At 66.9% G+C, this 12,462-nt stretch carries 13 protein-coding genes; 6 read left to right on the top strand and 7 right to left on the bottom strand.

The window, feature by feature from the left end:
* Positions 1-33 precede the first annotated feature (33 nt).
* From GV832_RS06990 to GV832_RS06965, 6 genes are all read right to left on the bottom strand, one after another.
* On the bottom strand, positions 34-717 hold the full coding sequence (locus GV832_RS06990) for a lytic transglycosylase domain-containing protein (RefSeq protein ID WP_168774125.1): 684 nt from the start codon (positions 715-717) through the stop codon (positions 34-36).
* Between the two features lie 66 nt (positions 718-783).
* On the bottom strand, positions 784-3,258 hold the full coding sequence (locus tag GV832_RS06985; RefSeq protein WP_168774124.1) for a hypothetical protein: 2,475 nt from the start codon (positions 3,256-3,258) through the stop codon (positions 784-786).
* Positions 3,255-4,127, bottom strand: a complete 873-nt coding sequence (gene motA / locus GV832_RS06980) for a flagellar motor stator protein MotA (protein ID WP_168774123.1) — start codon at positions 4,125-4,127, stop codon at positions 3,255-3,257. Before motA ends, GV832_RS06985 begins: the two co-directional genes overlap by 4 nt.
* A 67-nt stretch (positions 4,128-4,194) precedes the next feature.
* Positions 4,195-4,818 (bottom strand): MotE family protein, encoded by a 624-nt coding sequence (locus GV832_RS06975; RefSeq protein WP_227754283.1) that lies wholly within the window; start codon positions 4,816-4,818, stop codon positions 4,195-4,197.
* The gene (locus tag GV832_RS06970; protein ID WP_168774122.1) at positions 4,815-5,219 is read right to left on the bottom strand and encodes a hypothetical protein; all 405 of its coding nucleotides are present in this window, start codon (positions 5,217-5,219) and stop codon (positions 4,815-4,817) included. The genes GV832_RS06975 and GV832_RS06970 overlap by 4 nt, the downstream gene beginning before the upstream one ends.
* A gap of 9 nt (positions 5,220-5,228) precedes the next feature.
* On the bottom strand, positions 5,229-5,723 hold the full coding sequence (locus GV832_RS06965) for a flagellar basal body-associated FliL family protein (RefSeq protein ID WP_168774121.1): 495 nt from the start codon (positions 5,721-5,723) through the stop codon (positions 5,229-5,231).
* A gap of 110 nt (positions 5,724-5,833) precedes the next feature.
* Between GV832_RS06965 and fliF the strand changes: the two genes are divergently transcribed.
* The 5 genes from fliF to ybgC all read left to right on the top strand — a co-directional run bounded on the left by fliF (position 5,834) and on the right by ybgC (position 9,706).
* Positions 5,834-7,441 carry a flagellar basal-body MS-ring/collar protein FliF gene (fliF, locus tag GV832_RS06960; RefSeq protein ID WP_168774120.1) on the top strand — a complete coding sequence of 536 codons (1,608 nt, stop codon included), beginning with the start codon at positions 5,834-5,836 and terminating at the stop codon, positions 7,439-7,441.
* Complete coding sequence (locus tag GV832_RS06955; RefSeq protein ID WP_168774119.1) at positions 7,441-8,037, top strand: flagellar biosynthesis protein; 597 nt, start codon at positions 7,441-7,443, stop codon at positions 8,035-8,037. Before fliF ends, GV832_RS06955 begins: the two co-directional genes overlap by 1 nt.
* Complete coding sequence (locus tag GV832_RS06950; RefSeq protein WP_168774118.1) at positions 8,030-8,296, top strand: FliM/FliN family flagellar motor switch protein; 267 nt, start codon at positions 8,030-8,032, stop codon at positions 8,294-8,296. The genes GV832_RS06955 and GV832_RS06950 overlap by 8 nt, the downstream gene beginning before the upstream one ends.
* Before the next feature lie 101 nt (positions 8,297-8,397).
* The gene (gene fliP / locus GV832_RS06945) at positions 8,398-9,087 is read left to right on the top strand and encodes a flagellar type III secretion system pore protein FliP (RefSeq protein ID WP_354001935.1); all 690 of its coding nucleotides are present in this window, start codon (positions 8,398-8,400) and stop codon (positions 9,085-9,087) included.
* Between the two features lie 253 nt (positions 9,088-9,340).
* Positions 9,341-9,706, top strand: a complete 366-nt coding sequence (ybgC, locus tag GV832_RS06940; RefSeq protein WP_168774117.1) for a tol-pal system-associated acyl-CoA thioesterase — start codon at positions 9,341-9,343, stop codon at positions 9,704-9,706.
* 353 nt (positions 9,707-10,059) lie between these two features.
* Here ybgC and GV832_RS06935 read toward each other — a convergent pair whose 3' ends face one another.
* Positions 10,060-10,548, bottom strand: a complete 489-nt coding sequence (locus tag GV832_RS06935; protein ID WP_168774116.1) for a hypothetical protein — start codon at positions 10,546-10,548, stop codon at positions 10,060-10,062.
* Between the two features lie 245 nt (positions 10,549-10,793).
* Between GV832_RS06935 and GV832_RS06930 the strand changes: the two genes are divergently transcribed.
* A complete protein-coding gene (locus tag GV832_RS06930; protein ID WP_168774115.1) occupies positions 10,794-12,458 on the top strand; it encodes a T6SS phospholipase effector Tle1-like catalytic domain-containing protein in 1,665 nt (554 codons plus the stop codon).
* Positions 12,459-12,462: the final 4 nt, after the last annotated feature.

Below are 12,462 nucleotides of genomic sequence, written 5' to 3'. Positions count from 1 at the left end.
ACGATAGAGGGTGGCGCTGTCGAACTTCACGCCTCAGCCTCCGATCAGGGGCGCGACGGCGCCCATCAGCGGCTGCAACCCGCCGGTCTGCGGCACGATGGAGCCAAAGAGCCCCGGCGTGCCCGCCTGCAACAGCGGGAAATTGTTGATCCGTGGCAGGGGGGCGGCGGCGGCCTCGGCCACCTCGGGCCCCTCGATCACGGATTTGACGGCGGCCAGGTATTCCTCGGCCTTGTCGGGGGTGCGGGAGTGATAGGCGGCCACCGCATCGGCCCAATTCCCCATCTCGGCATAGAGCTGGTTCAGGAATTTCGCGGCATAGCGGGCATTCGACAGCGGGTCGAACATGTCCTCGAGCCCGATGAACTCTTGCCCGTGATAGCTGTAGTTGATCTGGAAGCAGCCGGTGTCGAAGGTCCCGGTGCCATCGGTCAGATGCGAGGTCGCGGCGGCGACGGCCTCTTCCTTGCTGTCATAGAAAGCGCCGGCGCCATCGGCATTGATCGTCCAGGGCCAGGGCGAGAGGATGCCATCCTGCGTCCGCCCGGTTTCCACCCGCGAGATCGCGAGGAGAATATCCACCGGAACGCCGGATTCCTCTGCCGCCATTCCGGCAGCACGGTCGCAAAGGCCTGACGGATCAGGCGCGGCCAGCGCAAGCTGCGGCAGGCAAAGCCAGGCCGCCATCAGCGCATATTCGATTCGGTCGGGTTTCACCCTGTCGCCCCCATTCTGTCAGGCTTGACGACAGGTTAGCGGGCATTCCTTACTCAAAGATGAGCGTCATTGGCTCAAGGGATCGGAAACCGGCACGGAATTCAACAGGTTGGTGATCGCATCCCGCGTCAGGGCGCTTTCATCCACCAGCCGTTTGTTCTGCGCCAGGGGGCCATCGGGCAACAGCGGATCGGGCTCTGGCGGGGCGGGAACCTCAGAGGGGATTCCGGTCACGATGCTGGCCACGTCCTTCCAGGGCCCCGGCCCCTGGGTCGCGAGCTTTTCCCAAGCCTTGTTCGCCGTCAGGATCGACATTTCCTGGTCGGCCTGCCCCATGGCGGCATAGATTTCGGCCGCTCCCTGCTGATCGCCCAGCGAAATCAGCGCCTGCGCCTTGAGGTGCATGGCACGCTCGGAGCTGTCATCCCGCACGAGGTCGATGGCGGCCTGCGCCTCGCCATTGGCCAGGGCCACCCTGGCCCGCAACAGGTCGGGCGCACGCGGCGCCAGGGTCAGCCATCGGGCAGCCTGGTCGGCCAGGCCCAGCATCAACATCCGGTCGGCGATGATCCCGGCACTTTCCCTGGCCTCGACCGGGGCAGGATCGCCTTCGGCCAGGGTCGCATGATTCAAGAGCGGCGTATCCCCGCCCGCCTGGGCGAGAAGTCGCCAGATCGAGCTGAGCGTCGCGGGATCCTCCGTCTCGGCGAAAGCCGCATCGTAATTGCCAGAGGCCGCCTTGGCGAGGACCAGTGCCGTGCGATACCGCTCTTCGTCGACACTGCCCTCGCGTTCGCGCAGGGCAGCCTCCAGCGTGATGACCTCATCCTCGCTGACCGTCTGGCCCAGCATGGCGCGATGCTCGACCAGGTCGACCAGGGCATCGGTCGAGGCGGGCCCGGGCGCATGGGCCAGGGGTTCGAGCTTGGCTTCGGCCTCGCCGACATGGCCCAGCGCGCGGTCCATGGCGGCCTGCATCATCACCACCTCTGGCCCGGCGTCTCCCGGGGCGCGCAGGACAGAGGTCGAAAGGGCGGTGGCCGTCGGAATGTCGCCCGCCGCGATATAGGCATCGACCAGGCGCGGGCCGATCAGGCGCCGAATCGCGGCGGGCATGGCCGAAAAGCTGCGCGCCACGGCGGCCCGCCCGATCTCGTCCCGCGGCATGGACTTCGGATCGCTGAGCACCGCCCAGAGCGCGGCGGCCGTGTCGCAATCTTCCATCCCCGAGAACGTGCCGGTCACATCGGGCTCACCGTCCAGAAGATGGGCCATCGCGGTCCAGATCGGTGCCTCTTCGAAAAGGTCGGGATAGGCCCGCAGGAGGCTGCGCGCCTCGGCCCCGAAGCCGATGAACAGGTAGAAGCGGATGACGCGCTTGATCGCCTCGGGCGAGGGCTTGTCGAACTCGCCGATCATGCCCTGCCGGATCGGGCCGAACTGGTCGGCGATCGCGCGATCGGCCCCGCCCCAGGCGGGCAGGTCAAGATCCTCGTCCGAGATGCATCTCGCGCCTTGGGCAGTCAGCGCGGGCCGGGCCTCTCCGACATCGCGCATCTGGATTTCGGGCGTTTCGCCCAGGTGCGTGCGCATCATGCTTTCGATCTCGGCCTCGGAGGCGCCGGAGATCGTGGCATGTTCGGCAAGCTTCGTCGCCTCTGCGTGACCCGTCTGCGTCCCGTGCTCCGCCGCGACCTCGGCCGGCGCATGTTCGGCCGGCGCATGTTCGGCCGGCGCATGTTCGGCCGGCGCATGTTCGGCCGGCGCATGTTCGGCCGGTGCATGATCGACCGGTGCATGATCGACCGGTGCATGATCGGGGGCGGCATGGTCCGTCCCGAGGGGATCGGCGAGATCGGTTTCGGTCCTGGGAGGCGGGGCAAGCTCGATCAGGCCGGCCGTTGCGCCCATCCCAAGCTCTTGCACCAGGGAATCGCGCAAATGGTCCAAATCCGGCTTGGGGGCCGCGGGGGCGGCCTCCGCCAGACTTTCGGCCGCGGGATCGCCTGCCGAAATGCCCAACTGCTCCAGCGAGAGACGGGTCCAGTCATAGCCGCCGACCAGGGCCTCGGCATCGGGGCCTGGCGTGGTTTCGGCTTGGCTGGCCTCAGCGACGGGAACTTCGGCGGGCGGAGGCGCGGAGAGGGGGGGGAGCGGCTCTTCGAAGGAGGAACCCGCCGGGGGGGCGCCGTCGCGCAGGTCGATCACCACGATGCCGGGGCGGAACTCGAAGGCGATGGCGTGGCAGGCGCAGGCGATCCCGAGCGCAAGATCCCCCGTCGCGGGGTCCGGTCCCATGGTCGCCAGCCGCGTCTTGCCGATCAGGGCAAAGGCGCGCGCCAGGTCATAATCCGGGCGCGCCCCCGGGATGCGGATGGCGTAGCCATCCAGCGTGCGGCCGAATTGCCAATCGGGCTGCCCCTCGAATTGCAGGACGACACGGGTGAAATCCCGATGCTCGCCCGAGGTGACGACGACAGGCGCCGCCCAGCCCGGAACGATCGCGGCCAGCAGGACGAGAAGGGCAGCCGCCAGCCTCATGCCGCGTTTTCCTGCTTCAGACCGCGCAGCACCTCTTCGACATCGGCAAAGCTGGGGCGCACATGGTGCGGCGTATTCTGGCGCCCGACTTCGATGCAGATGTTGGGCGGGTGCCGGTGCAGGTTGGCCACCAGGACCTCGCGGATGAGCTGGAAGAAGTAGTGATCCTGGTTCACCACGGCCGCAACGCGGGTGGCCATGGGTCCGATGAACCCATAGGCCATGAACACGCCGAGGAAGGTGCCCACGAGCGCGCCGCCGATCATGCCGCCCAGGATCGAGGGCGGCTGGTCGATCGAGGCCATCGTCTTGATAACGCCCAAAACGGCTGCGACGATCCCGATCGCGGGCATGGCGTCGGCCACGGATTGCAGCGCGTGGCTGCCGTGCAGCGCGTGGTGATGCGCCTCCTCCATCCGCTTGTCCAGCACCTCTTCGACCTGGTGGGGGTCGTCATAGTTCATCGAGGCCGCGCGCAGCGTGTCGCAAATCAGCTCCACCGCGTCATGGTCATGCTGGATCTTGGGATAGCGCCCGAAGATCGAGGACCCATGCGGATTCTCGACATGCTCTTCCAGCGCAACCGGGTTCGACCGCGCGATTCGCACCAGGTCGAAGAGCAGCGCCAGCAGGTCGCGGTAATCGGCCGCCTTCCATTTGGGGCCTTTGACGACCTTGCCGATGTCCTTCATCGTCTGCTTCACGGTGGCGAAGTCATGGCCCAGCATGAAGGCGCCAGCGGCGGCCCCGCCGATGATGATCATCTCATGCGGCAGGGAGTGCATGATGATGTCCATCTTGCCGCCGGCCGAGACATAGCCACCGAAGACCATGACGAAAATGACGATGATGCCGACGATTGCGATCATGGTTCCAACCCCACTGGAAAATCCACCCTCAGCCTTGCCACAGCCGCGTTAACAAAGGCTGATCTCTTCAATTCTTCGGCGCATTTGCATTGCGTCCGGCCAGGAGGACCGAGACCTCGTAAGCCTTGGCCGGGTCCATGCCGGTCAGGATCGCCGCGGCCGAGGCGGGCTGCATCCGGCCGAGGAAGCCTGCGGCGAATTCGGGCGCCATGGTCTGGAACAGGTCGGCCGCATCGGCGGGCTTCATCGCCTCGTAGACGGCGGTCAGCTGGGTGAGGTCCTTTTCCGAGGCGCCATCCGCGATGGCGATGGTCTTCTTCAGCTCTTCCTCGGCGGCTTGAAGCTCTTCCATGCGCTTGGTGATCGCCTGGTCGGCCAGGGTCAGGGCCGACATGCGCTGCGCCAGCTTGTCCTCCTTGGCCTGGACTTGCGCCTCACGGGCCGAAAGTGCCGCCGCCAAGGCTGCCGGGGGCACCGGGCAGTTCAGCGGCAGGTCGGATTCCCTGGCGTTGTTGGCCATGGCCCCCCCGACACCGACACCCAGCCGCAGGGCCCCGCCCGCCGCAAGGATCAGCGCCAGGATCAGGAGCACGCTGCGCCCCGACCGCACCGGGCCGGGACGAGAGACCTTGGCCGCAGGCTTGCGCGGGGCAGGTGCGGCTTTTTTCTCGGCCGGCTTGGCTGGCTTCATTCCGCCGCCTCCAGGTCATTGCGCGAGGACCGCCTGCGGATGAAGCGCAGCTTGCGGTCCTCATCCTCGGGCTCTGGCGCCGCTGCCGCGGGCGGTGGCGCCGCACGGGGCGCGGGGTCGGGCAGGTCATGCATCGAGGCCAGGAGCAGCTCGATTCGCGCGGCGACCGTCTCGGCCCGCGTGGTCAGACCCTCGAGGCTCGTGGCCGAGCCAGAGGCCGAATTGCGCGCCTTTTCCAAGGCCTTGGTCATGTCGTCGACCTGCACCGACAGGACGGCGATCGCACTGCCCATGCCATTCTCCAGCGCGGTGAACTTCTTCAGCCGGGCAGAAAGCACATAGCAATAGATGGCCGCCCCGAAGGACCCCGCCGCCATCAGAATATCCGCGATCAGATTCATCGCCGCCCCTCAATCCAAAACGAATTCCGTGACCAACAGGTCACGCACATAGCCTTCGCCCGTCACGATCTGGATGCGCCGAAGCATCTGGGACCGCAGCCGCACGAGGGCATCGGGTTGCTGGAGGTCACTTTCCTCCAGCGCGCGCATGTAGCCGTTCAGCACGTCCAGGATGCGCGGCATCAACTCCTCGACCTTGGTGGCCTTGGCCTTGGCCACCTCGAGCTGCGCGGTAAAGCGCAGGTGCTTGTTTTCAGAGGGATTGCCCAAGGAGATCGTCACCGGCGGAACGGCAACGAAGGCAAAGTCGTCGGGCGCCTCCTCATGCGCGGCATCCGCGGCATGTTCGCCCGCCGCCGGTTCGGCCGGCGCGAGGATCAGCCCCGAGTAGACGGCGAAGAACCCGCCCCCGCCCATGACCAGGAACAGCACCAGGCCGATGATCAGCGGCAGTTTCGACTTCTTTTTCGGTTCCGCATCCTGCGGGGCTTCGGCTTCGGCCAAGGCAAATCTCCATCCTGAGATGGGACGAAGATAGAACGATCATCCTAACTGATTGTTAAGGCCGACAGATCATTCTGCCCTCATACGGCAGAAGCCGAACGGAGAAAGTCTTGCAAAATCTCTTGTCGATATGGGCGGGTCTGAACAATCGGCGACGCCTGGTCGTGATCGGGGCGACGATTGCCATGTTCATGGCGATTCTCAGCGTCGCGCGCATCTCGGGTCAAGGCAGCAACGCCTTGCTCTTCTCGGGCCTCGATGCCGCCGCCGCCGGTGAGGTCATCGCCGCGCTGGATCAGCAGGGGGTGACCTATACGGTCGAGGGCTCGGCCATCTATGTCGATTCGGCCCTGCGCGACGGCCTGCGCATGACGCTCGCCAGCCAGGGTCTGCCGACCACCAGTGGCTCGGGCTATGAGCTGTTGGACAATCTTTCCGGCATCGGGACGACCAGCCAGATGTTCGACGCCGCCTATTGGCGCGCGAAAGAGGGGGAGCTGGCGCGCACGCTCCTGGCCATGCCAGAGGTCCGCACCGCCCGCGTCCATATCGCCGAGGCGCCGGGAGAGCTGTTTCAAGCCAAGGCGAAGCCCACGGCCAGCGTGACGATCACCACCAAGGGCACGCCGCTGACGGGCGCCCAGGCCAAGGCGATCCGGCATCTCGTTTCGGGGGCCGTCGCCGGGATGCTGGCCGAGGATGTGGCCGTCATCGATTCGGTCGCGGGCCTCATTCCGAACGAGGATGCCGATGGCGCCGTGAACCCCTCGGGCGACAGCCGCGCGGCCGAGATCAAGAAGAACGTCGAACGCCTGCTGGCCGCCCGTGTCGGTCCCGGCAATGCCGTGGTCGAGGTCGCCGTCGATGTCGTCACCGACCGCGAGGAGGTGACCAGCCGCACCCTCGACCCCCAGGGCCGGATTGCGATCGCGACCGAGACCAACTCGAAATCCGACACCTCCCAGGGCACCGACCAGAATGTCACCGTCGCCTCGAACCTGCCCAATGGCCAGGCGGGCGGGGGGTCCAACCAAAGCTCCTCCTCCGACAGTTCCGAGCGGGTGAACTACGACGTGTCAGAGACGAAAAGCCAGCTGACCAAGATGCCCGGCGCGATCAAGAAGCTGTCGGTCGCCGTGCTGGTCGACCAGGAGCGCGTCGTGGCCGAGGATGGGACCGTCACCTTCCAGCCCCGCTCTGAACAAGAGATGACCGATCTCAAGGACCTCGTGGCCTCGGCCGTGGGCTATGACCAGGCGCGGGGCGACGTGCTGACGATCAAGTCCATGCCCTTCAACCAGCCGCTGGCCGAGGGGACGCTGGCGGAATCCTCCCTGCTTGCCGCCTTCGGTCCGATCAATGCCATGTCCTTGATCCAGCTTGCCGTTCTCTCCATCGTGGCGCTGATCCTCGGCCTCTTCGTCATCCGCCCGATCCTCTCCTCGGGTCGCGCTGCCCCGGCCGTGGAATCCGACGGGATCCCGCTGGCCCTGCCTTCCGGCCTCGCCGGCCTGAACACCGCCTCTGCCCTGAATGGCGAGATCGACGACGGCATGTTCCCCATGCCCGCCATGGCCGACTTCGCCGAGCAAGAGGCCGCCATGACCGGGATCGAGACCGACCCCGTCGCCCGCCTGCGCCGCCTGATCGAAGAGCGGCAGTCCGAATCGCTGGAAATCCTGCGGTCCTGGATGGAACATGACGAGGAGACCGCCTGATGGCGCTGAAACTGCCGATCTTCGACACCGAGCCCAAGCCGGTGAAGACCGACACCGTGGTGCTTGACCGCTCTTCGCTGGAGGATGAGAAACTCGCCTCCTACGAACAGGGCTACAAGAACGGCTGGGACGATGCCTCGGCCGCCATGGGCGAAGAACAGTCCCGCGTCCGTGCTGACCTCGCGCGGAACCTGCAAACGCTGAGCTTCACCTATCACGAGGCGCGGGCGAGCATCCTGAAATCGGTCGAGCCGCTACTTCTGCAGGTCGTCACCCAGCTCCTGCCCGAGGTCGCCCGCGAAAGCCTGGCCCCCGCCGTGCTGGAGGCCCTGATGCCCCTGGCCGAAAAGATGGCCGATGCGCCGGTGACGCTGGTGATCAGCCCTGCCTCGCGCCTGGCGGTCGAAAGCGTCCTGGCCCAGGCCACCGGCCTGCCCATCGAGGTCCAGGAAGAACCCACCCTGGGCGAGGGCCAGGCCTTCCTGCGCTTCGGCACGGTCGAGGCCCATGTCGACCTCGACCAGGCCACCGCCGACATCGCTGCCGCCGTCCGCGGCTTCTTCGACACACCCGTAAAGGATCGGCCCAATGGATAATCCCGAAAGCAACCCCTTCGCCCAGGTCCCGATCGAGGTGACGATCTCGGTCGGCAAGGCGCGACCGCTGGTCAAGGACCTCTTGCGGCTCGGTCGCGACGCCATCCTGCCCCTGGATCGCCGCGTCGACGACCCGGTCGAGCTATATGTCGGCGACCGCCTCATCGCGCGCGGAGAACTGCAAGAGATGGAGGGCGACCAGGCCGGCCAGCTTTGCGTCCGCCTGACCGAAGTGGCCAACCTGCGGGGCGGCTTGTGACCCCAAACGCGCCTCCGGCAAGCTTGCCGAACCCGGGCCAGAAGGGCCCTGCGACCGCGCTCCCGGGCAAGCTGTCCCTTGCCCTTTGCCTCCTGATCCTCGTGCTCCCCGACGCCGCCCTGGCCCAGGACCTGTCGCTGGACTTCGGCGACACGGGCTCGCTCGCCAACCGCTCGGTCGAGATCATCCTGCTCGTCACGCTCCTGAGCCTCGTGCCCGGGCTCGCAGTGATGGTCACCTGCTTTCCCTTCGTCGTCACGGTCCTGTCGATCCTGCGCCAGGCCCTGGGCCTGCAGCAATCGCCGCCCAACATGGTGATCGTCTCCCTCGCGCTCTTCCTGACCTGGTTCGTGATGGACCCGGTCCTGACCAAGGCCTGGACCGATGGCGTCCAACCCTTGACCGAGGGCAAAATCCAGGTCGAAGAGGCCATCCCCCGCATCGCCGAGCCCTTCCGCGGCTTCATGGCCAACCGCACCGACCCCAAGACCTTTGCCGAGCTTCAGGCCCTCCGCCCCGGTGAGACCTCCACCCTCGAAGAGGCGCCCTTCTCGCTGCTGGTCCCCTCCTTCATGCTGTCGGAGATCAGCCGCGCCTTCCAGATCGGCTTCCTGATCTATCTCCCCTTCCTGATCATCGACCTTGTGGTCGCCGCGATCCTGATGGCCATGGGGATGATGATGGTCCCGCCCGCCGTGGTCTCCCTGCCCTTCAAGCTGGCGTTTTTCGTGGTGGCCAATGGCTGGACCCTGATCTCCAGCGCGCTGGTGCGCAGCTATACCGGGGGATAGGTCAAGCCGCAGCACGAGCCCCCCGGCCGGGAGGAGGCAGCCCACGCCGTCTCCCCGATCTTGCGCCCCACCCTCCCGTCCTGCCCGGCGGGTCTTGGGCAGCAAGGTCTGCGTGGTCAGACCGCAACCGGACGAACATGAAAAGAGCGGAGAGGAACAGCCGTCCCCCCAGTGTCCGAACCCTGTCGCGGCCCCGTGACCCCGGCGCGATCTTGCCCTATCAAGGCCCAAGCCCCCAAGTCCAAGGCCCGCGATGACCCACAGCTTCACCTGCCGCGTCTATTACGAGGACACCGACCTCGCGGGCATCGTCTATTACGCCAATTACCTGAAGTTCATCGAGCGCGCCCGCAGCGAATGGGTCCGCGCCCAGGGCATTGACCAGGTCGCGCTGAAAGCCCAGGGCCTCGTCTTCGCCGTCCGCCGCCTCGTGGCCGATTACCTGAAACCCGCACGGTTCGACGACCTCCTCACCATCGAGACCTCCGAGACCGCCCGCAGCCCCGCGCGCCTGGTCCTGACCCAGACCGTCCTGCGCGACACAACCCCGCTCTTTGTCGCCGAGGTCACCCTGGTCTGCCTGACCGACAAGGGCACCCCGACCCGCCTGCCGCTTTAGTCGCCGCCTGGCCCCGGAAGAACCCGGGCCTGCGGATGGCCCAGGTCGCAAGCCCCCCGAAGGACAGGGCGACCGGACCTGCCAGGCGCCAGACCGCAGCCGCGGGAACCGCCACCCGTCCAGCCCTCACGCGAGGCCCGCCGCCCCCCTAGGCGGTCCAAAGCCAAACCCCGCCGAGGACCAAGGCCAGCGCCTGCCCGACCCCGCGCGTCAAGATCCCGTCCCCAAGCGCCACCGCACCCGCCAAGGCGCGCTCTTTCCCTTTCACATTGGCCCAAATATCCCGGGGGTGAGGGCCGCATGGCCCGAGGGGGCAGCGCCCCCTGCCTTCCCCCCAAGGCCGCGCGGCCAACCTAGCCGCCGCAGAGCGACCGGTCGGCCAAGGACAAGGCCTCCCAGTCGCTGGTTTCCAGCTCGATGAAGGTCTTTGCGACGCAGGCCGCGACCTCGGTCCGATCCATGCCGAGGGGGGGCAGGAAGAGATAGAACAGGATCTCATGCCCTGCCGCCTCAGGCCCCAGGTTCACCTGGACCGCCCTGACGCCGCGGCGCTCCTTGGCCGGGAGGACCGCAAAGAGGTCGGCGGGCAGGTTCGAGGCCCCCTCCAGGTCCTCCCAAGCGTCCAGGACCAGGATCACACGATCGACCTCCGACCAGGCCTCCGCCGGATGAAGCGGCACATAGCAGCCAGAACAGGCCAGGTCCTGAACCCGGCGCTCGATCTCGGCGGGGTCGAGCCCCTCTACGGTCGCGGAGATGACAAGGGTCGGCGCCACGGGCCCGGCGACGCCAAGGCTCGCCAGAAGGCCGGTCAGGGCCAGGAAGATCAGGGACTTGCGCAAGGCAACCTCCGGTTTCGCCCGTTTCTTCCAAGCTTTGGCACGCAGAGGCTTCAGTGATCAAGCCAGACCTCCTGCGGCCTGGAGGCAAGACAGGCCAGGCAAACCGCGTCATCATGCAATCCAAGGCCACGAAACCCCGCGCCGGGCTACCCCGGCAAAACCCTGTTTTACATCGATTATCCTGGTTTCAATCGCGTTTTTCAACACCGCGCCCAAGCATCAGGGCGAATCACACGGAGGCGATCATGTCCGAACCCGCGCGCAAGCTGGTGATCTTTGCCGATGGCACGGCCAATGCCTATGGCGGCAGCTCGACCAATGTCTGGCGCATGTATCAGGCGCTGGACACGGCCAACCAGCGCGGGCGCTATTTTCGCGGCGTCGGCACTTCCTCCAACCGCTATCTGCGCGCCATCGACGGGGCGCTCGGGCTTGGCGTGCCCTCGACCGTGCGCAAGGCCTATCGCTTTTTGTGCTGGAACTATCGCCCGGGCGACGAGATCCACCTGGTGGGTTTCAGCCGGGGCGCCTTTACCGTGCGGACGCTCGCGGGGATGATCGCCTTCCAGGGGCTGATGCCGCGCGAGATCGACGGCCATGCGGTGACCAACGAAGAGATGCGGCGCAACACGCGCGGGGCCTGGCGGGCTTACCGCACCCAGACCGCGCCCTTGACGGGCTGGCGCAGGTTCAGCCTTGCCACGATTGGCCGCCCGCTGATCGAGACCTGCAGCCGGTTCTACCGCCGCATGATGGGCTACAAGACCCATGATCAGGTCGAGACCGCACGGGACCAGGGCGCCATCGCGCCGGGACAGGTGAAGATCGCCTTCATGGGGCTTTATGACACGGTCGAGGCCTATGGCCTGCCGGTCAAGGAGCTGCTGGCCGCCTTTGACCAGTTCCTCTGGCCGATCACCTTCCGCAACCACAAGGTCGCAGGCTGTGTGCAGGTGGTGCGCCATGCGCTCTCGCTGGACGATTGCCGCCTGACCTTTCACCCGGTCCATTGCGAACGGAAAACCCCTGACCAGGACATCAAGGAGGTCTGGTTTGCCGGCAGCCATGCCGATGTCGGCGGCGGCTACCCGGACGACGCGCTGGCCTTTCAGCCGCTGGTCTGGATGGCCGACGCGGCGGCGCTGCGTTTCAACGAGGCCGAGGTGGCGAAGTGGGGCAAACGCCTGACCCCCGCCGCCCTGACCCATGACTCCCGCAGCGGCGCGGCCAGCTTCTATCGCTTTGCCCCGCGCCGGATCGCGGCTCCGGGGGCGGAGGACGCTGCCCTCCCCCTCCTCCACCCTTCCGTGCGCGAGAAGATCCACGAGGGCAATGACGGCTACGGCCCCGTGTCGCTTTACCGGTCCTTCGCCTGGGAGGACGGCGCCGCCGCCCCACCCCTTGCGCCCAGGGCCCGCGACCTGGCAGCGCTTCAGGTGATCACCGACCGCTGCCAGCTGGCGACCCTGATCCTGCTGCTCCTGTCGCCGCAGATCGGCCCCTGGCTGGCGGCACTTCTGCCCTGGCTGCCCGATCCGGCCATTCCCGGGGCAGCAGCGATCGTCAAGGGCACGCCCTTCTACCTCAAGCCCCATGTGCAGGTCGTCGTCGATCATCCCGTCATCATCGGGCTCTTGCTTGTGCTCCTGGTCGGTCTGAACCGCCTGGCCGGCTGGCTTGGCAGCGCGGTGCAGGACGAGGCGCGGGTCATGTGGCAGCCCGGGCTGACCCTGGCGCCCAGCCCGACAAGGGACAGGCTCGTGCGGCTGGGAGCCTGGCTGCGCGCCCGAAAGACACTGCGCGCGGCGGTCCGCCTGGGTGCCGCCGTCGCCATGCCGCTGCTCTTCTTTGCAGGGGCATGGCTGATGGCAAAGATCCTGCTGGAGATGTATTGGGCCGCCATGTCCTAGCCGC

Source organism: Stagnihabitans tardus (assembly GCF_009925085.1).
Classification (GTDB): domain Bacteria; phylum Pseudomonadota; class Alphaproteobacteria; order Rhodobacterales; family Rhodobacteraceae; genus Stagnihabitans; species Stagnihabitans tardus.
This window is presented reverse-complemented; position numbering and strand designations above follow the sequence as displayed.